The sequence below is a fragment of the bacterium genome, assembly GCA_019695305.1.
GTDB lineage: Bacteria > UBA10199 > UBA10199 > UBA10199 > JAIBAG01 > JAIBAG01.
The window spans coordinates 1-19,940 of the sequence record JAIBAG010000036.1 but is presented as its reverse complement, the minus strand read 5'-3'; the positions used below and the strand labels follow the sequence as shown (position 1 = coordinate 19,940).

Sequence of the window (19,940 nt, the reverse complement as noted above, 5' to 3'; positions counted from 1 at the left end):
AGAAAAGGATATTCTTCTCGTCGAACATCGTCTCAACCATAGACCGAGAAAATGTTTAGACTTTTATACTCCTGCGGAAATACTCAAAAAATTACGTAGTGGTGCACTTCCACCTTGAACGTACCCTTTTCCATTTTTACTCCATTTTATAACTATCAAATTTTAAACAGGTTTTATTTTTAAAATCCCTGGCATGGGTATTGCTTATGCTCTCGTTGAGGTTCTTTTATTAACTTTAATCTTGTTATTATGTCTTATATATGAGACATTATAGCGTTATGTGATAAAAATTTTAAAACAATGCGAAAAGGAGATTAGTGTTTTCCCTCTTAATATTAGAGAGTATTTAGCCGATGTGCTGGCACGTTTGGAAGAAGGTCATCATTTAAGTATGCCTTTATCACGGCCTATGTCCAGTATCGGTAAAGGAGTGCACGAAATACGTTTAAAAGATAAAACTGGAGCCTATCGAATTATTTATGTGCTTTTGGGAAAGGGAATGATTTATTTATTGCATGCATTTAAAAAGAAGTCGGAAAAAACAATGCATTATAATGTGATGTTGGCAAAAAGCCGCTTAAAAGAGGTTGTATGAAAAAAACATCCGCCAAGAAATTATCTAAAATGCTCAATATATCTCCTGCTCGTGGTTTGCAGGCGGTTTGTAAGGCAAAACTTATTACCTCAATCTTGAATGAGATGGCCAAAAGTAAAATAACTCATGCTGAACTGGCCCATAAATCCCAACTTCCACGTTCGGCTGTAACAGGTATTTTATCGGGAAGCCTCCAAAAAGTAACCATCGATCGATTGTTACGCTTAGTAGAAGCTTTGGATTTAAGTGCGGAAATTGTAATCAAGAAAGCTGCGTGATGTTTGTAGAGGAGGAGTAGGGACGTTGTTAACTTATTATACTAATTTATTAATCCCACAAAGCCGCTATTTTTTTATATGCGTCTTTTTATTAAACTTTTAATAGTGCTTATGTATGGATAGACCACTCGAAATTTTAACCGAAACCTGGGAAGTGATGCGCCCGCATTCAATACGCGGCGCTTTTATTCTTGTGAAAGATGATATTAATTTGCTGTATGCCGCCCAGCAAATTGCCGCAGACAATACCGCCCAGGTAACCCAATGGATTACCGCAGGAGATTTGCGTAAACCTACCCTAGCAGAAGCTCAAAGCTGGGATAAAACCAACCCTTTATTTGAATCTGTTATTGTTCAACCGTATGTGTTGGCGCAGATAAAAAAATAACCCCGCTGACAGGCAAACGTAGCATAAGTATTACGGTAACGGCGTATACGAATTTTCGTATGTTTCTATAAATTCTTTAACATCATCAAAATTATTATCTGTGTAATATTCACTTCTATAACCATAGATGTCGTAGAGGGTAACTTCATTCTTATCAAGATTTTCATCACCATCGATATCAATTTGGCTATAAGACTCACTACCATCGGGCGCATAGTAGTTGAATATTTCGGATGTTAAGTTGCCGGAGCCATCATAATCTTGTCTGTTAGAAATATAATAACCCGTATCTTCTTCGTCAAAAGCCATAGCCCATGGACCTTTTGTGAAAATGTAGGGAATTTCTGTGTATTGATAAATACTGTATCCATCAATAACATCGTTAGTATAACTAGTATAGCGGGTGATGTTATGGTGACTGTCGTAGTCATAAGTAATTTTGCTATCAACTGTACCATTTGCGCCATTATCGTTTTCAATCATGATTTTGTTGCCGTCAGAATCGTACGTATTGGTAACAATAAGATCGAATGCAGGGATAACATCGTCGGTATTTGATATTTGGAGTAAGCCCTGCGCGTTATACGTGTAATCCGTTGTTGTTGATGGGGCGGAACCAACATTACCAGTCTCATAATGAATTTCTAAAAGTCCTGTGGCATCAAAAGTATAATTATAGAAAATATCATAAATCCCATCATTGTTATTGTCGGCTAATAATTCGGTTCTTTTGTTTTGAGCATTGTAGGTAGAATGAAAATGTCTATCAAAAGGTACGCTATGAATATCCTGACCGTTTGAATATTGATCAATTTGGTTGTTATTGGAATCGTATGTATAAGTACTATCGGTATAGGCTGGCGGGTTTCGGTGATAGTTAGAGGTTATTGTGTTATTGTTGGCATCGTATGTATAGTCTTCGTAAGCTTCAATAATGCCATCTTGATTGTTATCGATATCCGTATGAAGTGTACGACCATTTTGATTATAGCTTGTTACCATGTAAGCATCAATAACCCCATCGTTTTCATTATCGGTTTTAGTAATAGTTTGGCTTTTATAAACAAGCGAGCTGGCAGCTATCATGGCATCAAGCTCGGCTTTGGATGGACCAGTAGAGCCGGACTTTCCCGAACAAGCCAGGGTAGTGAGTAATAAGCCTAATAAAAAATATCGAACAGACTTCATAAAAACCTCCAAAATGAGTATGGGCATAGGTCTCTAGTTAAACGGGGGAATAATATCAACCTGTTTTATAGATACGCTTTTGGGCTAATTTTGCGGTAAAATCGCCTTTACTTAACAAGAAGCGTAGGTTTTTTATAAGAATGTGACATAATAGAAATCATGTTTTTAAAATCTCTTTTAACATTTTCTCTTGTTCTTCTTTTTTCAGCGTCATCCTTTTCGGCCTCTCATTCTAAGGCCAATTATATTCTTATTGAAAAATCAAAACGAAAGCTTAGCGTGTTGAATGGAAGCCATGTGCTTAAAACTTACAAAGTATCGCTGGGGGGATCTCCTGTGGGTGATAAAGTACAGCAGGGGGATAACAAAACCCCCGAAGGCATTTATAAAATTGAGTTAAAAAATAGCCACAGCAACTATTACAAAGCGTTTCGTATTTCTTACCCTGATAAAAAGGATATTGAGGAAGCTGCGGCAAAAGGTGTAAAGCCCGGTGGTGATATTATGATTCATGGTTTGCCTAATGGATTGGGATGGGTAAAAAAATGGCAGGGGCTGTATGACTGGACACGCGGGTGCATAGCGCTTAGCAATGAAGAAATAGATGAGATATGGGATATGGTAGATGTTGGAACAACGGTAGAAATTAAACCTTAAGCTCTTATTTGAGTGTGTTTACTGAGCAGAGCGATTTTTTAAGTAAATAATTTTTCCAATAACATAGCCCACAAAACAAAACATTAGGCCCATCTCGGTGAGTCCCTCTATAAAGCCGGAAAGTGAAATAACAGGCATGGGGTGAGAACCCAGTTGAGAGAGCAGCGGATTAATAATTCCCAAATACGTGCAGTAAACAAAAGCGAGCACAGCTCCTATCCCAGTCCATTTTTTTACAATAAGCGGATCGCTCTTGGGAATTTTTGTTTTTATATATTTAATATTAAAAGCCGACAGTATCACAAACGAAACAACTAATCCTTTTATAAGCGCTACTAAACCCTGAATGGTAAATACCGATAAAAGTGCCAGCGCCCACAAAAAAATAACCACTACAATAAAAACTAAAATAACAGGTCCGCCGCGGGCTGCCGGAAAAATAAAGTTCCCGTCGGCAACGGCATCAAAGGCTGGTTTAAAACCGCCCAGCTCGGTAAAAAATGTTCCTACTAACGAGAGCGACACGCAGATAAAAATAACAGCTAGTGTAACAAGTTTGCCTTTAAGCTTTTTAAGGGGAATCATAGAAAGACATTATATTCAGTTTTAGTTGTAGTCTGCAAAGGGTTTATCTACTTTGGAAATAAAAAACTGCCTTTAATATTGATGGCTTAAAAATTTTTTAGCTATGGCTCTTGACTAGCGAACGATCGTTCTCTAACTTCTTGATGAAGGTGGGCTTATGGATAAAGCAATAGAACAAGCACGGGAAAAATTATGGCGGTTTTTCAGGCGCGAGGGGCGCTTGCCCAGTTATACCGAAATGTGTGTACTGTTTGGATATTCGTCCAAAAGTTCGGCTTTTAAGCTTACTCAAAAATTAATTGAGGCAGGATTTATCGAAAAGCGTTCTAGCGGAAAGCTTATTCCTAAAAATCTTTCAACGCCTGTTAAATTGTTAGGTTCGGTTCAGGCCGGTTTCCCAAGCCCGGCCGAGGAAGAGTTATTAGATACGCTTTCGCTGGACGATTATTTAATCCGCAACCCGCAAGCGAGTTTCATGCTCAAGGTGAGTGGCGATTCGATGATAGACGAAGGTATTATGCCAGGCGATTTAGTGATTATTGAGCGTGGGCGTGCGCCTAAAAACGGGCAGGTGGTTGTGGCGCAAATAGATGGTGAATGGACATTAAAGTTTTATGAAAAACGCGGTGATAAAATACGGCTTATTGCTGGTAATAAAAAATATGCGCCGTTAACACCCAAACGAGAATTACAAATGGCAGGCATTGTAAAAGCGGTGGTGCGGCGCTATGAATAAACCTCTTTATATCAGCTCGTGGCCTTCGTGCATTTTGCATTTAGATGCCGATAATTTTTTTGCGGCTGTTGAGCAAACGGTAAACCCGCGTTTAAAAGGAAAGCCTGTTATTACCGGCGCCGAGCGTGGCATTGTGGCGGCGGCAAGTATAGAGGCTAAAGCGCGCGGGGTAAAACGGGGTGTGTCGCTTGCCGATGCCAAAAAGATGTGTCCCGGGCTTGTTTGTGTGCCTTCCGATTACGAAACGTACTCATTATTTTCAAAACGCATGTTTGCCATCATGAGGCGTTTTACGCCCATGGTGGAAGAATACTCGATTGATGAAGCTTTTGCCGATTTATCGGGTTTGCGTCAGGTGCATCGGGCGTCTTATGGAGAAATTGCCAAGCGTATTAAAGAAAGTGTTGAGAATGAGTTGGGGCTTACGGTTTCGGTGGGCTTAAGTTTAACTAAAAGTATTGCCAAACTCGCTTCTAAATTTAAAAAACCGTCGGGTTTAACGTTGGTGCCAGGTATTGTGTTGGATGAATTTTTAAAAAAAATTACTGTCGAAAAAGTATGGGGCTTTGGGCCCAATAAAACAGCCTTGTTAAATAAACTGCATATTAAAACGGCGTATGATTTTATCAAGAAGCCCGAGGGCTGGGTAAAAGATTATCTGCATAAGCCGGGGGTGGAAATTCACAGAGAGCTTTTGGGGCATGTGGTATGGCCGGTGAGTGCGGAAGAAAAATCAACGTACGCAAGCATTAGTAAAACCAAAACGTTTACACCTCCATCTAACAAAAAAGATTTTGTTTATGCCCAGGCGTTGCGTAATTTGGAAGGGGCATGTCTTAAGGCCAGACGCTTTGGATTAGAGGCCAAAACGCTATCGCTTTATTTAAAAACACAGAATTTTAAAGGCTATGCGCTGGATTTAAAATTGCCCTATGCCACATCGGTTCCTTTAAATATCAGCGCGCCTTTTTACGATTTGTTTGAAGCACTCTACAGGCCTAATACTTTATACAGAGCTACGGGTGTTGTGTTGGGCGAGTTAAGTGTTGTTACTGAAAAACAGTTTAGCCTTTTTGAAAATCCCGTCCAAACGGTAAAGCAGGAGTGGGTAACCAAAAGTATGGATAGTATTAATGCCAAGTACGGAAAGTTTAAAGTGCATCTGGCCGAAAGTTTATCGGCTCAAAAACGGCACGAGGGAGCGCGTGGCGAATTGCCAGCACGTAAAAAGGAATTATTAAAGGGCGAAAACTTCAGGCAGCGTTTAGGCATTGTGCTGCTTAAGCATTCTATTTAATTTTTGTGAGTGAAATACTTTATTCAGAATTGTTGGGCAGGAGCAAGTCTTCTAAAAAAAAGGCCGAAAGTTCGGAGCGGCCACTTAAACCAGATTTTGAATAAATGGATGCTGATTGTGCCCGGGCCGTTTTTTCGCTTGTGTTACGGGCATGGGCAATTTCTTTAAAACTTAAACCTTTTAGTAAAAGAAAGGCCACTTCTTTTTCGGAATCGGTAAGGTTCCAGGTGTTAAGCTGTTGGTCGATAGCCTGGCTTAAACCCTCGATGTATTTTTTGGATTGAGTGCGCCAATTTTCCGATTCGGTTTTAAGCTGGAGCGAACGCTCCTTTTCGCTGGCTAGGTGCCGTTTAAGCGTTAGTGTATCGCGGATGAGTAAGAAAATTCCTCCCATGGCCGTAATGGCCATAAGCCCTTCGGCGCCCAAATGCCACCAGCGGCCACCCGCTTTAAAATCGGTGGCTAAATCAAAAACAACAAGCACAATAATGCCTAGTAAAAGGGCAGATATGGCCCAACGTTCTTTGTGGTTCATGAAAGCCTCTTAATCATCATCTCTATCCTCATGTTCGTCATTCTGTTCCAAGCCAGAATCATTTCCTTCTTCTGCTTCTCCCAGGTTTAAAGTTATGCCCGCAAGTGTAAGTGTGCGACTAGCCGAATCATAATTTTTGTTTAGATAAAACGCAAACCCGCTAATAAGTGATAAAAAAAGAATGCCAGCCATAACATGCGATTTGGTAATGCCTGCCGAGGCGCTTATTCCAAGCTTTTTACCATGAAGCATGCTCATCCCAATGGCATCTCTATGCTTTAAAGTGTGTAGCATCACTCCAGCAATGTGCAATAACACAATAACAATAAATGTATTGGCCAATAATTCATGGAGCTCTTCAAGAAGTTCTTGTTCGCCGTATTGGGTCATTAAAAAACCGGTAATTCCCAAGCCTACAGCAAGTCCCATCATTATAATTGCCGCCCAACTTGATGCGGGGTTGTGCCCTGAATAGCGCGTGGCACTCGTTGAGAAAATATTTTTAAAATAGGTGAAGAGTTCTTTTGGATTTAAAGGAAACGAAGAAAAACGTGCATGGCGGCTTCCTGTAAAACCCCAAAATATTCTTAGCATAACAACAAAAGCCAACAAAAGTCCGGCTATCATGTGATAAGCAAAGAGCGCCGAATCGTCGTCGATGGTGTTGCCGATACTCCAGGCGATAATAAATAAAGCAGCAAACAACACATGGAAAATTCGGGTGGGCACATCATAAATGCGAGTCGATTCCATAAAATATCCTTTTTTGGTGATAGAAATATGTCTATCTAAGGGGGAATTTAGGTGAGGATTAATGTTTTGACTATAGGGCAAATGATGTACGGCTTTAAATTTCAATAGCTTAGGCAGCTTAAAGGGGACAAACAGACTAATGTTTTATGTGGATGCAGCATAATAGGAGATAGTCTTGAGCTTTTAATTCTATCCTGCTTTTAGTATTTTTTACTTCATATAAGTTGGCAAATTGTTATCAAGAATAATGTCTCATTCCCCACAACCCGCTTTGTTTATTGGCCATGGTAACCCAATGCATGCGGTAAGCGACAATGCTTTTACGGCCATGCTATCTCGTTTAGGAGAGAGTTTTGAAAAGCCCAAGGCACTTGTGTGTGTATCGGCGCATTGGTTAACACAGGGTACTTTTGTAACCAGTAACGAGCATCCAAAAACCATTCACGATTTTGGAGGATTTCCCCAAGAACTTTTTAACGTGCAATACCCGGCACCCGGAGCACCCGAATTGGCGCAACAAATTTGTGATGCTATTCGTGAGCCTTCTATCAAGCTAAATGATGAGTGGGGGCTCGATCACGGATGTTGGGCGGTGTTAAAGCATCTGTATCCCAAAGCCGATGTGCCGGTGGTGCAGCTGAGTATCTCCATCGCTGAGTCTCCCGCATTTCATTTTGAATTAGGAAAGCAACTCAGTTTTTTACGCGATGAAGGTGTGATGATCATTGGTAGTGGGAATGTGGTGCATAACTTATCACGTATTCAGTGGCATGGAGAGGCTAAACCTTACAGTTGGGCCCAGCACTTTGAAACGTGGGTTAAAGAAAGATTGGTTGCTCACGAGCATCAAGCTTTAGTGCACGATGCTTTAAAAAGTGAAGAAGGCAAGTTAAGCGCTCCTACGCCCGATCACTGGTATCCTTTGTTGTACGTGCTGGGCGCCTCCCGGCAAAGCGATAAGCTTCAGTGTGAATATGAAGGCATTGAAATGGGTTCTATTTCGATGTTGTCGTTTAGTTATTCTTAAAAAAACAAAACCCCTTCGGTTGAAGGGGGTTGTCGTGTGCCGCCTCCCGGGGTCGAACCGGGACGAGATTGCTCTCTTTGGATTTTGAGTCCAACGTGTCTGCCAATTCCACCAAGGCGGCCTACATTTAAGAGGGGGTTTCTTACTGCGACTGAGTCCCGGAATCAATGTTTTTCTTTTAGTCTCTTATCCCGTTTTTCGGGATAAGAAGATCTCCACAATCCCATACACCCACAACAGTGCTAATACCAGGCTTCCGCCCTGGTACAGGTTTTTGTTGGTTGCCAGTGGACCTTGGGCCAGTTCTTTGGCGTGGTGCAGGGCTTCTGTGGGGTCACCATACATTTTAATGTTGTGGTAAAGGGCCACCTCAAAATGAACAATCAAAAAAAGAACAATAAAACAAACCGCTGCCATAATCAGCGTGCCCAATTTTTTACGTTTTAAATAATATTGGCCTGCACCCGGAATAACAAAGGCATTAAGAACAAGCGCAATCCAGTGTTTTGTGGTCATGGGGCAATTGTAATGGAAGTAAGAGGGCTTGAAAAGAAATCAATCTACACGTTGCCGATATCCCCTCTGATAGCGTTTAAATCGGCCAAAAGCGATTGATCGGTGGCACGTACGGGTTGAACCAGTGCATTGTAGCGAGCAGCCTGTTTTTGAAGGTATTTGGCTTCGTCTTCGCGGGTTACTTCTGAGCTGGAAGAGGTAGAAGAGTTTTTTTCGGATACATCAAAACCCAATTTATTTTGAGCACTACGATTAAAAGTAATAAAGGCCATGCCCTACATAAAGCAATTATGGGGCCAAGATGATGCTTTATAAATACTTGATATTACTAGAGTTTATAAAATCACCTCAGCCCCATGCGGGTGGCTGCTCCACATTATTTTTTAAGGCTGCGGATAAAAGCCACCACATTGTCGATATCGGCATCGGTTAAAGCAGCACCCCAAGCCGGCATGGTGGCCGACAAACCAACCGAAGCGCCACCGTTTTTAATCACGTTTTTTAAGTGATCATCGGTTTTAGAAGCCTGAAAAGCAGGATCCGATAAAACACGGGGTTTGGGGTTTAAGGCTGCTGAAGCCACGCCATCGCCGCCACCGGTAGCACCGTGACAACTTGCGCACAACATATCAAATTTAGCTTTACCGGCTACGGCATCGCCGGCAGCATAAGAGCTAACCGAAACCAATAACAGGGATAAAATAAAAAGAGAACGCATAAAGCCTCCAAGAAAATTGTTGAAATTACTCCTTAGGCTTCTTTATTAAAAATTTCAAATGCATTTTTATTAATTGTAAGAATTATTCGCACAAAAGCATCCAATCACTTTCGTGTAAAATTTGCGGGAGTTCGCCGCCCTTATTCACCCAAGAATCTACAACCCAACGTGTACCGGTAGCTCTTTCTGTCATAACCGCTGCCGCATGATAGGCAAATATTCTGTGTTCATTGCGGAGAGACGAGTCTCCTAGCGAGGCCGTATAGAAATTCAAATAGCCATTAACAGACAACAAACTTAAGAGTTGTTGTGTATTGTTTGTTTCGTCTATGCAATCTGTTTGTAATGTGTTTTCAATCTCTCGTGTATCTAAAAAGTTTCCCTGTGACCCTCCTCTATCGTTACTTAAGCCAATAATATCTTCGTACTCGGCAACGGCATGACTAATGGCTTCTCGCTCTTGTGCGGCAGACGTAATATTGGGAGTAAAAAATTTTAAAACTCTTTCCCAGTCAGCGGGGGTTATGGATACTTTATTTGAATATCTTAGCCCATAGCCCGAATATACTGTTACCTCGTGTGGAAATTGTTGCGCCGGTACTTTTAAAATACATTCATCTTCAGATTCATTTTGTGGGGAATATTTTTCTAAAACAATATGAGGGTTTTGAGAATCGTGAACAATGGCAAATGAAGCTTGCGGGTCTTCTGTGAGCATTTTCCCAGAACGTAACAGTTGAATATCGGTATAATGGAGGTTGTTGTCAAAATCGTGAATTGTGTACTGGGCCGCTTGGATGAATCTTAGTGCAGTTGCTTTTTCATATTCTGTATCAAGCAGGTACTCATCTCCCTCTATAAGGGCAATGGTTTCTAAATCTAATTTTAATTTTTCAATTTCCTGACGTGTTAAGTTTATATCGGCTTGAGGAAAAAAGCAGAGTGCTTCTTTAAAATAAGAAGGAAGTGTAAAACCATAATCTTGAGCTAGACTGGCAAAGGCACTTTTATTTTCTTCGGCCCCTAAATTAAATACTTGTAAAGCTGCTGCTTCTATTTCTTGTTGTGTATCCAGCGTGCCGGAACGATTGGTATCAGTCACACGAAGGGCCTCGCCTAAATTGTTGGGAAGCTGCTGATTGACCCATGCAAGTGGTAAAGGTTTGGTTTGTGGAATATCATCCATATTCTCTTTATATTATCGGCCTTTATGCTCACTAAGTTGCGAGTGTTGTCTCTTTATTAATTGCAATAATATCAGTAACTTATATTTATCTTCTTTCTTTGCCGATACTTTATTTGTATGGGCCTTAAATAAACATGGAAAAATGGGATACTATTTTAAAGCGCCGTGACTCTATAAAAAACACCAATGCGTTGCGCTTACTTCACCGTGGCGAGGGGCCTTTGGAATGCACTGTTGATTATTATGCAGGCTATATGTGTGTATGGTTGTATCACGAAAAAGATTCACTTTTGTTTGCACAAGAACAACTGGCCCCTTTTTTTGCTGAAATTGAAAAAAATTACCCGCTCTACGGCGGTGTTTTTAAACGTGCCAATAAAAACCCACACGATCAAAAACTTATTACCGAAGAAAAAACATGGGGCCAAAATATTCCTTCTCCTCTTATGGTTACAGAAAATGAGATCTTGTTTAACATCATGCTTACGCAAAACCAGCATACGGGTTTGTTTTTAGACCAGCGCGATAACCGCTCTTTTGTTAAAAATAACTCCTTCCATAAAAAAGTAGCCAATTTGTTTAGCTATACCTGCTCCTTTTCGTTAGCGGCAGCACTGGGTGGGGCAACGGAGGTGTTTTCGGTAGATGTATCACAGCCTAGCCTTAATTGGGGACGCGATAATTTTAAACTCAATGGTTTGGATGATACGAAATTTAATTTCGTGAAAAAAGATGTGCGCGAGTGGCTTAAGTTTCAGGTTAAAAAAAATAATATGTTCGATCTCATTATTTGCGATCCGCCAACTTTTTCTAAAACGAAGAGCGGAGGCTTTTTTAGTGTGGAGAAAGAATGGAAAGAGCTGGTGAAAGATTGCTCTCAAATTTTAAATAAAAATGGCCAAGGCCTTTTTTGCACCAATCATCAAGCGGGCAAAAAAGAAAATTACCATTCAATTTTAAAAAAACATTTTAAAACGGTAGAGGTTTTAAGGCCACCCTCCGATTTCCCGGCCACCGCTTTAGAAACAGTACAGATGTATTGGTGTGTTAAGTAAGTTCTTTTAATAAGCCTTCAAATTTAGCGTTTTGTTCATCCAGCTTTTTGCTCACATCTTCCAATTTACTAAAACGTGTTTCAATTTGTTTTTGAGTGTCTTTTATTTTTTTAGAGAGTTCGGCAAACACGGCCGTGTTTTTTTCTTGTGAGGCTTTAATGAGATCTTCATTCATGCGCGCCAACTCTTTTTCAAATTGGGTAATCTCATTTTCCAGCACACTCATATCATGCTTAAGAGGGCTAGTTACTTTGGAACGTTCGTTAATAATATCCGCTTTTTCCCGTTTTACTTTTTGCTCTATCTGAGAGGGCGTTTCTACGGGCTGGGCATCATCCGGGTCTTCTTCTTCCCAACCAATTTTTTCTAAAAAGTCATCGTAGCTTCCGGGAAATACATCCACAATGCCGTGATGAAAAATGACCAGCTTAGTAGCCACGCGGCGTAAAATTTCTTCGTTGTGCGTAACAATAACGACAGCGCCATCGAACTCTTCGATACTTTGTGTAAGTGCTTCAATGCTTTGCATGTCCAGATGGTTGGTGGGTTCATCCAAAAAGAGAAGGTTGGCCGGAGTAGCCAGAATTTTTCCCAACAGCACACGGCTTTTTTCACCTCCTGATAAACTCGATATTTTTTTATCGGCGGTTTCGCCACTAAACATCATGCATCCGCAAATACTTTTTACAGCTGTTCTTCCCAGTTTTGGATTAGCTTCATCAATTTCACGTTCAATGGTGTTTTTAGGATTAAGACGGGCGATATTTGTCTGGCCAAAATAACCCAGCTTGGTTTTAGGATGGCTCGACACCGTTCCAGTGAGCGGTTTGAGTTCACCTGCCATCAAATTGAGAAGAGTGGATTTCCCTTTTCCGTTTTTTCCAATAATCACAATGCGGTCTTTAGCCTGTACCATCAAATTAACTTTGGGAATAAGAAGGGGGCCTTTGTCGTACGCAAATGACAAGTCGTTAATTTCCATGAGTGTTTTGGCTTCAAAGAGCTCGTAGTGAAATTTAAAATCCAGATCTTTAATGGTGGATAGTTCTTCTACCTCGGGCATTTTATCCAGCATTTTAATGCGCGATTGCACCATGGCAGCGCGTCCGGCCTGCGCTCTAAATTTATTGATAAAATCTTCGGCGTGTTTACGCTGTTTTTCCTGGGCTAAGCGCGTTTTTTCATACGTTTCTTCGTCTTGTTCTACCTGAGCGTATAATTTTTCGGTGCCACCTTCTACTTTACGAATTTTGCCACGGTGGATCAACGCGGTGTGCGTGGTAACACTATCCATAAATTCACGATCGTGCGAAATGATAATAAGTTCGTTAGGCCAATCGTTTAAAAACTGGGTAATCCAGCGGATAGACACAATGTCCAAATAGTTGGTGGGTTCGTCCAATAATAATAAATTAGGATTAGACGCCAACACTTTGGCCAAATTGATACGGATTTGAAAGCCACCCGAAAATTCACCGGGATTGCGGTCCATGTCTTTTTTTGTAAACCCCAGCCCAAACAATATAGCTTCTACTTTCCAGTGATCGTACTGGTCTTCTTCGGTTAAGCCTGTGCAGGCTTCTTCAAGAACCGTGGGTTTTGTAAAATGAATATGCTGCTCCAAATGGCCAATGCGGTAGTTTTTTGGAACAGTAATATCGCCGTCATCGGGGCCTTCTTGTTTTAAAATGAGTTTAAAAAGAGTGGATTTGCCGTGCCCGTTACGGCCCACCAGGCCCAAGCGTTCGCCAGGGTTTAATTGCAGCGAGGTTCCTTCAAACAAAACCTGCTTGCCATACGATTTGGAAATGTTGTGACACTTTAACATGGGGGCTCCCCTTAACCCAGAGAAGCATAAAAAAGCAAGGTTCTAAATGGACGATTTTTTTTGGTCTAATACGCAGGCAACGGTCATGTCGCTTATTACATTGGTCATGGCTCTAAAACGGCCCAGAAGCCAATCGACGGTGAGTAAGAGAGGTAAAATTTCAAGAGGCAGCCCTACGGTTGCAAGTACCAGTGATAGCGAAATAAGCCCGGCATCGGGAATGCCCGAAATACCAATGCCGGCAATAATGCACGAAAAAATAGCTAACACCTGTTGAGCAAATGATAATTCTATTCCGTAAACTTGAGCCACAAATAAAACTGCCAGGGCTTCGTACAAAATAATACCGTCATTATTAATATTGGTACCCACACAGGCCGCCATACGTGAAGAGGCTTTTGATACATCCATCTTATCAAGCGCTTTAAGCGTGATGGGCAAAGTAGCTAAGCTTGAGCCGGTTCCCAGGGCATAACTGAGTGGCTCGCGGGCAAAGCGCCAAAATGTTTTAAGTGAGTAGGGCGATACAAAAACAATCCACGCCTGATAAATGATGAGAATATGGATGAGTAAAGCTCCCGTAATGCTCCCTACGTACCAGATAAGTCCTTGAAGAGGCGACAACCCTTCTTCGCCAACCACTTTTGCCACTGCTCCAAAAACGGCAAAAGGCAATAAGTACACAACGCCTTTCATCATCAGCTGAATAGCGGCAAGACAAGTGGTAATCCCGTTTTCAATACTTTTAAAACTATCGTCACCGTTTTGAACTTGCTGAGTTTTTACCAAACGCAGAGCCAAGCCACAAAAAATAGAGATGAGGATAATTGAAATAATGGTGTTGTTTACAAAAGGGGCAACAAGGCTTTGCGGGATATAGTCGGTAATGGTTTTAAGAAAATCAATTTTGCCAGCCTTCAGTAAAATATTTTGTGGGTCTACATCCATGCTGGGCGGAAGAGTTAAATGATGCCCGGGTTTTATAAACCACGCTGTGGCAAGCCCCAGCATGATGGCCATCAAGCCATTAACCGTTGAAATGGAAATCATTTTGAAAGCCTGTTTTAACTGAAGATCGCTTTTTAAAAAGGCATCGAGGATGGCAAAAAATAAAAGTGGAGCCGCTAGCGTTTTCACAAGACCAATAAAAACTTTTCCAATTTCACCCAAAGGGCTAGCTTGTTCTCCAATTATTAATCCCACGGCCATTCCCAGGCCCATGGCGATGAGAATATAAATGTAGATGGGAATCTTTTTCATGAACCAGCCTCATCCAATTTACCACTCCATAAATATTGCTGTGTGGTGGCCACAATCACGCCATTTAATGCGAGGAGCGAAAAAATATTGGGAATAGCCATCAGTCCGCTGGCAACATCGCCAATGGTCCACACCAGTTTTAAGGGCACAACCGATCCAATAAAAACCATGGCCACCCACAGGTAGCGATAGGGTTTTATAGAGCGGATACCAAAAAGATACTCGGCCGCTTTTTCGCCATAATACGACCAACCTAAAATGGTGGAGAAAACAAACGTTAATAAGCCAACGGTTAAAACGGTGGGGCCTATATAGGGAATATGGGAAAACGCCGATTGAGTGAGGGCCGCCCCATTTAATCCTTGAGTCCAGTCTCCGGCACTCACCACCACAAGCCCCGTCATAGCGCATACTACAACCGTATCCCAAAATGTTCCAGAGGCCGATACCAAGGCCTGGCGTACCGGATTTTTTGTTTGAGCTGCGGCGGCAACAATGGGTGCGCTTCCCAAGCCTGATTCGTTTGAAAATAAACCACGGGCCACACCATAGCGCATGGCCTCTTTCATCCCGGCACCGATAAAACCACCAATGGCGGCTTGCCCACTAAAGGCACTGTTGAAAATGACTAAAAACGTATCCGGCAACGCATGATAATTTTTAATTAAAATTATCAAACAGCCCACCACATAAAAAATGGCCATGAAGGGAACAAGCCCTTCGCACACACGAGCAATAGATTTAAGCCCGCCCAAAATAACCACAGCGGTAATAATCATGATAGTAAGCCCGGTTACCCATGTGGGAATGTTAAAAGTATTGGCCACCATGGTAGAAATAGAATTAGCCTGTGTGATGTTACCGATGGCAAAAGCGGCAAATACAGTGAAGGCGGCAAAAATAACACCAATGCCTTTCATCTTAAGGCCTTTTTCTAAAACATACATGGCTCCACCCGACATCGTGCCGTTTTCGTCCACTTCGCGGTATTTAACAGCCAGTAGTGATTCGGCATATTTGGTAGCAATGCCAAAAACGCCGGTCAGCCACATCCACAAAACAGCTCCTGGCCCTCCTGAGGCTACCGCTGTAGCAACGCCCACAATGTTGCCAGTGCCAATGGTGGCGGCAAGGGCCGTTGCCAAAGCACCAAACTGGCTCACATCACCTTTATCGGTATCATCCGATTTAAAAGAAATTTTAATCATGGTGGGCAGGTAGCGTTGAATAAATTTTAGCCGGATTGTAAAAAAGAGATGGGTGCCCATGAGCAGAATAATAAGAGGTAAGCCCCAGATGATATCGCTTAATGTGCCAAAAAAATTTTGAATGTTTTCCATAATCCTCCCGGTAGGTTTTCTTGATAGAAACATCCCCGGAGGATGGCGTCAATGGTTTATATAGGTTCTGAGAACTGGTCTGAAATCTCAAAAGATCAATGGGCATAAATGAATATATTTTGTATTCTTACACCTATGGATTTACTTCTTACTATGGCCGATATGTCGCCTCAAACCGAAGAGCTCTACCGCAAGGTAAAAGAAAAAACGGCTCTTGTTATCGATCAGGTTTCGCGTGTGATCACGCCTACTGCTTTAAATCTGAATGCGGGAGATAGTTTGCCTGTGGGTTACTGTTATTTAAAAAAGGGGTTTATAAAGCTTTTTAATAAAAACAAACTGATACGTTTTTATTCGGATGGCGATCTCTTATGCGTGCCTCAGGGTTTTAAAGTGAGTAACGAGTTTTTAAGTCAAATTCTTGTATTTGATTTTGCCACGTGGACGCAAACTATGAATACCCATGCTCCTCTGGCCTGCGCCTGGGGAGAGCTTGAAACCTTCACTAACCAGTTGCATTTGGAATTGTGTTCTCTTTTTGTAAAAGACGACATTGTTTCGACGCTAAAGCTTAAAAGTTTTAAGGCGGGCGACTGTATTATTCGCGAAGGAGAGGCGTCTCACGAAATTTTTCATCTTATTCAGGGTGAAGCAGAAGTGAGTTCTCATAATAAAAAACTGGCAACCATTAGCGCTAACGAAATTTTTGGAGAAATGGGTTATTTAACCGGCGAGGCCCGCCATGCCGATGTGAAAGCCACAAGTGATTGTTTAGTGAATATTATTAAAAAAGATGATTTTTTAAATTTGGTAAATACAAAACCAAGGCTTGCCGAAGAGTTATTGCAAACCCTGGCACGGCGCGTGGCTCAGGGTAATAGTAAAATTTTAGGGAAAGCCTAATGAGTAAATAGGTGCTCAATATTTTGTTTAAATTCTATTTCGCCTTCTCCTAATTCTCCACTGTGCCAATCACTTTCCGAAAGTTCGCAATCGTTTTTTCCAAATTGGATGAGAGAGGTCCACATTTTGTAGGTGGCATCAAACCCGTAAGGCCATACCCCCTCGTTTGAAAAATACATGTTGGTATTAAAATCGGCAATGCCGCTTCCTGCGTTATAATCCACATCGTCTATGTTAAATTCAATTTCTCTAATATAGCGTCCATCTTTTGCAGTAGCCTTCCATTCATCCAGAAAAAATTCAAAACCGCGCATAGCTACTAAACCATGCGGAAAACCGCTGTCGCCTTCAATAATTTGAGCGCGTTTAGTGGCCGAGGGGTAGGGCGCTGCTTTGTTGGGCATCATCTTCACTACTTCATTATAGGCATTGTATCCGTGAGTGATTTGCGCATCGCCATCGTTGTAGCCTATCACTGTATAATAAATACGGGTGCTGTAGGTGTAATAGGTGCAGTGATTATCTTGGTTGCAGCCGTCGTCTGCCATAGGGCGTAATGGTTCGTGTTGGGGCTTAATTTTAAAAGTTCCCTTTACTACATTGTTGTTCATGCTCAGAAATACACCAAAGCCCATGGTATTATAACCACGTTCATACGATTCTGCTGTAACGTTAAAACCTCTTAAAATCACATCTACATGATCTACATCTCCCATGCCAATAGCATCTAAATCGAGAGTTTGTTGGCATGATTTGGAATGAAGTTCACCCATATTGCCCGATACTGTTAGGCATTTACCCGAAATAGAGCCGTGATAAAATTTGAGGTCTTTTGAACGCACAAAACGGGCCTTCATGTCCACCATGCCGGTATCTTCAAAGGCACCTACTCTAAAAACCGAATTTTGCTGGGATACTATTTTGCGATCGGTGAGCTCGTTTTTAGACAGGTAAGAACCCAAACGCGACAAACGATGAGGTTCCTTTTCCCATTGATGGTTAAAGCCAAGCCACACCGATGTAGCGTGTGTTTCGGTTTCATCTGAATTTGTGTCTGTTGTTGTTAATGTGGGGCTGGGTTCTGAAAGCTTAAACATGGAAGGCAAAAACGAGATTTCATAGGCTTGCGATGTGTAGGTTATTAGAAAGGCGGCTGCAAAAGCAGCAACAAATGTTGCTTTCATAAAAACTCCCCGTTTTAGTTTTTTAAAAGATGACGGATGACGATGCTCATTTATTAAGCAAGCTTTATGCCAAAAACTTGGCAGTATAAATTATTGAAATTATTATGTATTTTTTTGAGAAGGGAATGGCTTCTCAAAATGAGAGGATTTGATTTGAGAAAAAGTTTAAATTTTATCAAAATGAGAGAGTTTTGATTAGCTGATCTGAGCTTCTAATTCGGCCCAGCGTTTATAAAGTTGGTCTATTTCATTTTTTAATGTGGCCATTTGTGTGGTGATTTCTTGAAGGCGTTTAGGATTACTGGCAACACTTGTTTTGCCACAATCTTCTTCTAATTGTTGCAGCGTTTCTTCTAAAGTACCGATCTTTTTTTCCATGCCGTCAAACTCGCGTTGATCTTTATAGCTAAGTTTTTTCTTCTTTGTAGTTTCGGTTATTTTGGGAACTGCTGGAATTTCCTTTTCCACTTCTGTTTCGGGCTCCATGCTGCGATAAGCATCTTCCCACTGGCTTAAATCGGCAAAAAATTCCAATTTAGTTTGACGCGGCATGAAGGCGGCTACTTTATTAACAACCGCGTCAAAAAAGTAGCGATCGTGAGTTACTAAAATCACCGCGCCTTCAAATTCGGTTAAACAATCCTGTAAAATGTTGAGAGTAGCGATATCTAAATCGTTGGTTGGTTCATCGAGTACCAAAACATTGGCCGGCTGTAGCATGAGCTTGGCAATGAGGATGCGGCTTTGTTCGCCGCCGGAAAGTTTGCCTACAGCCATATTCATTTGTGTGGCATCAAACAAAAATTTTTCCAAATAACCTTTAATATGAATTTTATTTCCGCGGTAAGTGACATAATCGCCGTCGGCCGTAAAAGTTTTGGCAAGCGTAAGGGTAGGATCAAGCATGTCGCGGTTCTGTTCAAAATACGCCACTTTAAGTTGATCGGCATGAAATACAGTGCCTTTATCGGGCTCTTCTTGTTTGAGCAGAACGCGGATAAGGCTTGATTTGCCCGCGCCGTTTTTTCCTAAAATACCCAATCGAGTTCCTGGAGAAACAAGCAGATCAAAATTTTCAAATAATTTTTTCCCGTCATGACTTTTGGATATTTTACCCGCCTTAAGCAAAACTTTTGGCAGTGTAGAGTTTTCAAAATCAATTTTAACTTTCTTTACTACATTTCTGGCGCTAATGGCTTCTACGGCTTCTTTTAAATCACCGGCTCGTTCAATGCGGGCTTTTTGTTTGGTGCTGCGTGCTTTGGCGCCCTGGCGTAGCCATTCGGTTTCGCGTCTTAGCGTGTTTTTCAGTGATTCCTCGCGTTTTTCCTGCGCACTCATGAGTTCTTCTTTGATTTCCAAGTAATCGCTGTAGGTCCCATTAACACTTAATAAGCCGTTTTCATTGCGGCGATCGAGTTCTAACAAACGGTTGGATATTTTTTCTAAAAATAAGCGATCGTGGGTAATGGTGAGGGTAGCGCAGCCCACGGTTTGCAAAAATTCTTCAAGCCCCAAAATGGTTTCAATATCTAAATGATTGGTGGGTTCGTCTAAAAAAAGAAGATCGGGTTCTTTGGCCAGTTCGCGTGCTAAGGCTGTTTTCTTTTTTAAACCACCGGAGAGTTTGCTAATCAGAGCTTCGGCGGGAAGATCTAATTTGGAAATTAAAGCGAGCGCACTATTGTGGCGTTCCCAATCTTCGGCATGGGCGGGCGTTCCCTCCAATACAGTATCCAGCACGGTAGCGTTATCCTTAAATAGGGGTGTTTGCGCCAAATAGGCTGTTTTAAGCCCTCGCTGAGTGACTACGTCGCCTGTATCGGGAGTTTCAAGGCCGGCTAAAATCTTAAGAAGAGTGGTCTTGCCGGCTCCATTGGGGCCAATTAATCCAATGCGTTCTTTTTCTTC

At 41.6% G+C, this 19,940-nt stretch carries 22 protein-coding genes and 1 tRNA gene; 9 read left to right on the top strand and 14 right to left on the bottom strand.

What is annotated here, in order from left to right:
- Positions 1–280: 280 nt before the first annotated feature.
- The 3 genes from K1X76_11900 (at position 281) to K1X76_11890 (ending at position 1,261) form a co-directional block, all read left to right on the top strand.
- Positions 281–595 carry a type II toxin-antitoxin system RelE/ParE family toxin gene (locus tag K1X76_11900; protein MBX7149766.1) on the top strand — a complete coding sequence of 105 codons (315 nt, stop codon included), beginning with the start codon at positions 281–283 and terminating at the stop codon, positions 593–595.
- Complete coding sequence (locus K1X76_11895) at positions 592–873, top strand: helix-turn-helix domain-containing protein (GenBank protein ID MBX7149765.1); 282 nt, start codon at positions 592–594, stop codon at positions 871–873. The genes K1X76_11900 and K1X76_11895 overlap by 4 nt, the downstream gene beginning before the upstream one ends.
- 115 nt (positions 874–988) lie before the next feature.
- Positions 989–1,261: a DUF2288 domain-containing protein gene (locus tag K1X76_11890; GenBank protein ID MBX7149764.1), complete on the top strand. Its 273-nt coding sequence runs from the start codon at positions 989–991 to the stop codon at positions 1,259–1,261.
- A 30-nt stretch (positions 1,262–1,291) separates the two neighbouring features.
- Here K1X76_11890 and K1X76_11885 read toward each other — a convergent pair whose 3' ends face one another.
- Complete coding sequence (locus tag K1X76_11885) at positions 1,292–2,449, bottom strand: hypothetical protein (GenBank protein MBX7149763.1); 1,158 nt, start codon at positions 2,447–2,449, stop codon at positions 1,292–1,294.
- Between the two features lie 159 nt (positions 2,450–2,608).
- Here K1X76_11885 and K1X76_11880 point away from each other — a divergent pair, with 159 nt between their 5' ends.
- Positions 2,609–3,106: a L,D-transpeptidase family protein gene (locus K1X76_11880; protein MBX7149762.1), complete on the top strand. Its 498-nt coding sequence runs from the start codon at positions 2,609–2,611 to the stop codon at positions 3,104–3,106.
- 18 nt (positions 3,107–3,124) lie between these two features.
- Here the strand turns inward: K1X76_11880 and K1X76_11875 are convergent, their stop codons facing one another.
- On the bottom strand, positions 3,125–3,691 hold the full coding sequence (locus K1X76_11875) for a hypothetical protein (protein ID MBX7149761.1): 567 nt from the start codon (positions 3,689–3,691) through the stop codon (positions 3,125–3,127).
- 157 nt (positions 3,692–3,848) lie between these two features.
- Between K1X76_11875 and lexA the strand changes: the two genes are divergently transcribed.
- Together lexA and K1X76_11865 are read left to right on the top strand one after the other, a co-directional pair.
- Positions 3,849–4,427: a transcriptional repressor LexA gene (gene lexA, locus K1X76_11870; protein MBX7149760.1), complete on the top strand. Its 579-nt coding sequence runs from the start codon at positions 3,849–3,851 to the stop codon at positions 4,425–4,427.
- A complete protein-coding gene (locus tag K1X76_11865) occupies positions 4,420–5,724 on the top strand; it encodes a DNA polymerase IV (protein ID MBX7149759.1) in 1,305 nt (434 codons plus the stop codon). Before lexA ends, K1X76_11865 begins: the two co-directional genes overlap by 8 nt.
- A 19-nt stretch (positions 5,725–5,743) precedes the next feature.
- On the opposite strand, the gene K1X76_11860 is transcribed toward K1X76_11865, so the two are convergent.
- Positions 5,744–6,259, bottom strand: a complete 516-nt coding sequence (locus tag K1X76_11860) for a LuxR C-terminal-related transcriptional regulator (protein MBX7149758.1) — start codon at positions 6,257–6,259, stop codon at positions 5,744–5,746.
- 9 nt (positions 6,260–6,268) lie between these two features.
- Positions 6,269–7,012: a cytochrome b/b6 domain-containing protein gene (locus K1X76_11855; protein ID MBX7149757.1), complete on the bottom strand. Its 744-nt coding sequence runs from the start codon at positions 7,010–7,012 to the stop codon at positions 6,269–6,271.
- A 247-nt stretch (positions 7,013–7,259) separates the two neighbouring features.
- Here K1X76_11855 and ygiD point away from each other — a divergent pair, with 247 nt between their 5' ends.
- Positions 7,260–8,039 carry a 4,5-DOPA dioxygenase extradiol gene (gene ygiD / locus K1X76_11850; protein ID MBX7149756.1) on the top strand — a complete coding sequence of 260 codons (780 nt, stop codon included), beginning with the start codon at positions 7,260–7,262 and terminating at the stop codon, positions 8,037–8,039.
- Positions 8,040–8,076: 37 nt separating this feature from the next.
- Here the strand turns inward: ygiD and K1X76_11845 are convergent.
- The 5 genes from K1X76_11845 to K1X76_11825 all read right to left on the bottom strand — a co-directional run bounded on the left by K1X76_11845 (position 8,077) and on the right by K1X76_11825 (position 10,459).
- A tRNA-Leu gene (locus K1X76_11845) sits at positions 8,077–8,160 on the bottom strand.
- Positions 8,161–8,225: 65 nt separating this feature from the next.
- Positions 8,226–8,555: a hypothetical protein gene (locus K1X76_11840; protein ID MBX7149755.1), complete on the bottom strand. Its 330-nt coding sequence runs from the start codon at positions 8,553–8,555 to the stop codon at positions 8,226–8,228.
- Positions 8,556–8,599: 44 nt separating this feature from the next.
- A complete protein-coding gene (locus K1X76_11835) occupies positions 8,600–8,827 on the bottom strand; it encodes a hypothetical protein (protein ID MBX7149754.1) in 228 nt (75 codons plus the stop codon).
- A 104-nt stretch (positions 8,828–8,931) separates the two neighbouring features.
- Positions 8,932–9,273: a cytochrome c gene (locus K1X76_11830; GenBank protein ID MBX7149753.1), complete on the bottom strand. Its 342-nt coding sequence runs from the start codon at positions 9,271–9,273 to the stop codon at positions 8,932–8,934.
- 82 nt (positions 9,274–9,355) lie between these two features.
- Positions 9,356–10,459 carry a hypothetical protein gene (locus K1X76_11825; GenBank protein ID MBX7149752.1) on the bottom strand — a complete coding sequence of 368 codons (1,104 nt, stop codon included), beginning with the start codon at positions 10,457–10,459 and terminating at the stop codon, positions 9,356–9,358.
- A gap of 134 nt (positions 10,460–10,593) precedes the next feature.
- Here K1X76_11825 and K1X76_11820 point away from each other — a divergent pair, with 134 nt between their 5' ends.
- Positions 10,594–11,514 (top strand): class I SAM-dependent methyltransferase, encoded by a 921-nt coding sequence (locus K1X76_11820; protein MBX7149751.1) that lies wholly within the window; start codon positions 10,594–10,596, stop codon positions 11,512–11,514.
- On the opposite strand, the gene K1X76_11815 is transcribed toward K1X76_11820, so the two are convergent.
- Genes K1X76_11815 through K1X76_11805 form a run of 3 tightly spaced genes read right to left on the bottom strand, consistent with a single transcriptional unit; the run spans position 11,507 to position 15,942 of the window.
- Positions 11,507–13,342, bottom strand: a complete 1,836-nt coding sequence (locus tag K1X76_11815) for an ATP-binding cassette domain-containing protein (GenBank protein MBX7149750.1) — start codon at positions 13,340–13,342, stop codon at positions 11,507–11,509. The genes K1X76_11820 and K1X76_11815 overlap by 8 nt on opposite strands.
- A gap of 42 nt (positions 13,343–13,384) precedes the next feature.
- Positions 13,385–14,602, bottom strand: coding sequence for a dicarboxylate/amino acid:cation symporter (locus K1X76_11810; protein MBX7149749.1), 1,218 nt, complete (start codon positions 14,600–14,602; stop codon positions 13,385–13,387).
- A complete protein-coding gene (locus K1X76_11805; GenBank protein MBX7149748.1) occupies positions 14,599–15,942 on the bottom strand; it encodes a sodium:alanine symporter family protein in 1,344 nt (447 codons plus the stop codon). Before K1X76_11805 ends, K1X76_11810 begins: the two co-directional genes overlap by 4 nt.
- Before the next feature lie 108 nt (positions 15,943–16,050).
- On the opposite strand from K1X76_11805, the gene K1X76_11800 reads away from it, so the two are divergent.
- On the top strand, positions 16,051–16,845 hold the full coding sequence (locus K1X76_11800; protein ID MBX7149747.1) for a cyclic nucleotide-binding domain-containing protein: 795 nt from the start codon (positions 16,051–16,053) through the stop codon (positions 16,843–16,845).
- Here K1X76_11800 and K1X76_11795 read toward each other — a convergent pair.
- Positions 16,842–18,029: a hypothetical protein gene (locus K1X76_11795; protein ID MBX7149746.1), complete on the bottom strand. Its 1,188-nt coding sequence runs from the start codon at positions 18,027–18,029 to the stop codon at positions 16,842–16,844. The genes K1X76_11800 and K1X76_11795 overlap by 4 nt on opposite strands.
- A gap of 195 nt (positions 18,030–18,224) precedes the next feature.
- Positions 18,225–19,940, bottom strand: a 1,716-nt coding sequence (locus K1X76_11790; protein ID MBX7149745.1) for an ABC-F family ATP-binding cassette domain-containing protein, incomplete at its 5' end; no start/stop codon positions are given.

Bases quoted from the DNA above. Each gene is read 5' to 3' on its own strand.
- K1X76_11895 (MBX7149765.1), top strand. From the start codon at position 592: ATGAAAAAAACATCCGCCAAGAAATTATCTAAAATGCTCAATATATCT.
- K1X76_11890 (MBX7149764.1), top strand. From the start codon at position 989: ATGGATAGACCACTCGAAATTTTAACCGAAACCTGGGAAGTGATGCGC.
- K1X76_11885 (MBX7149763.1), bottom strand. From the start codon at position 2,449: ATGAAGTCTGTTCGATATTTTTTATTAGGCTTATTACTCACTACCCTG.
- K1X76_11880 (MBX7149762.1), top strand. From the start codon at position 2,609: ATGTTTTTAAAATCTCTTTTAACATTTTCTCTTGTTCTTCTTTTTTCA.
- K1X76_11875 (MBX7149761.1), bottom strand. From the start codon at position 3,691: ATGATTCCCCTTAAAAAGCTTAAAGGCAAACTTGTTACACTAGCTGTT.
- lexA (MBX7149760.1), top strand. From the start codon at position 3,849: ATGGATAAAGCAATAGAACAAGCACGGGAAAAATTATGGCGGTTTTTC.
- K1X76_11865 (MBX7149759.1), top strand. From the start codon at position 4,420: ATGAATAAACCTCTTTATATCAGCTCGTGGCCTTCGTGCATTTTGCAT.
- K1X76_11860 (MBX7149758.1), bottom strand. From the start codon at position 6,259: ATGAACCACAAAGAACGTTGGGCCATATCTGCCCTTTTACTAGGCATT.
- K1X76_11855 (MBX7149757.1), bottom strand. From the start codon at position 7,012: ATGGAATCGACTCGCATTTATGATGTGCCCACCCGAATTTTCCATGTG.
- ygiD (MBX7149756.1), top strand. From the start codon at position 7,260: ATGTCTCATTCCCCACAACCCGCTTTGTTTATTGGCCATGGTAACCCA.
- K1X76_11840 (MBX7149755.1), bottom strand. From the start codon at position 8,555: ATGACCACAAAACACTGGATTGCGCTTGTTCTTAATGCCTTTGTTATT.
- K1X76_11835 (MBX7149754.1), bottom strand. From the start codon at position 8,827: ATGGCCTTTATTACTTTTAATCGTAGTGCTCAAAATAAATTGGGTTTT.
- K1X76_11830 (MBX7149753.1), bottom strand. From the start codon at position 9,273: ATGCGTTCTCTTTTTATTTTATCCCTGTTATTGGTTTCGGTTAGCTCT.
- K1X76_11825 (MBX7149752.1), bottom strand. From the start codon at position 10,459: ATGGATGATATTCCACAAACCAAACCTTTACCACTTGCATGGGTCAAT.
- K1X76_11820 (MBX7149751.1), top strand. From the start codon at position 10,594: ATGGAAAAATGGGATACTATTTTAAAGCGCCGTGACTCTATAAAAAAC.
- K1X76_11815 (MBX7149750.1), bottom strand. From the start codon at position 13,342: ATGTTAAAGTGTCACAACATTTCCAAATCGTATGGCAAGCAGGTTTTG.
- K1X76_11810 (MBX7149749.1), bottom strand. From the start codon at position 14,602: ATGAAAAAGATTCCCATCTACATTTATATTCTCATCGCCATGGGCCTG.
- K1X76_11805 (MBX7149748.1), bottom strand. From the start codon at position 15,942: ATGGAAAACATTCAAAATTTTTTTGGCACATTAAGCGATATCATCTGG.
- K1X76_11800 (MBX7149747.1), top strand. From the start codon at position 16,051: ATGAATATATTTTGTATTCTTACACCTATGGATTTACTTCTTACTATG.
- K1X76_11795 (MBX7149746.1), bottom strand. From the start codon at position 18,029: ATGAAAGCAACATTTGTTGCTGCTTTTGCAGCCGCCTTTCTAATAACC.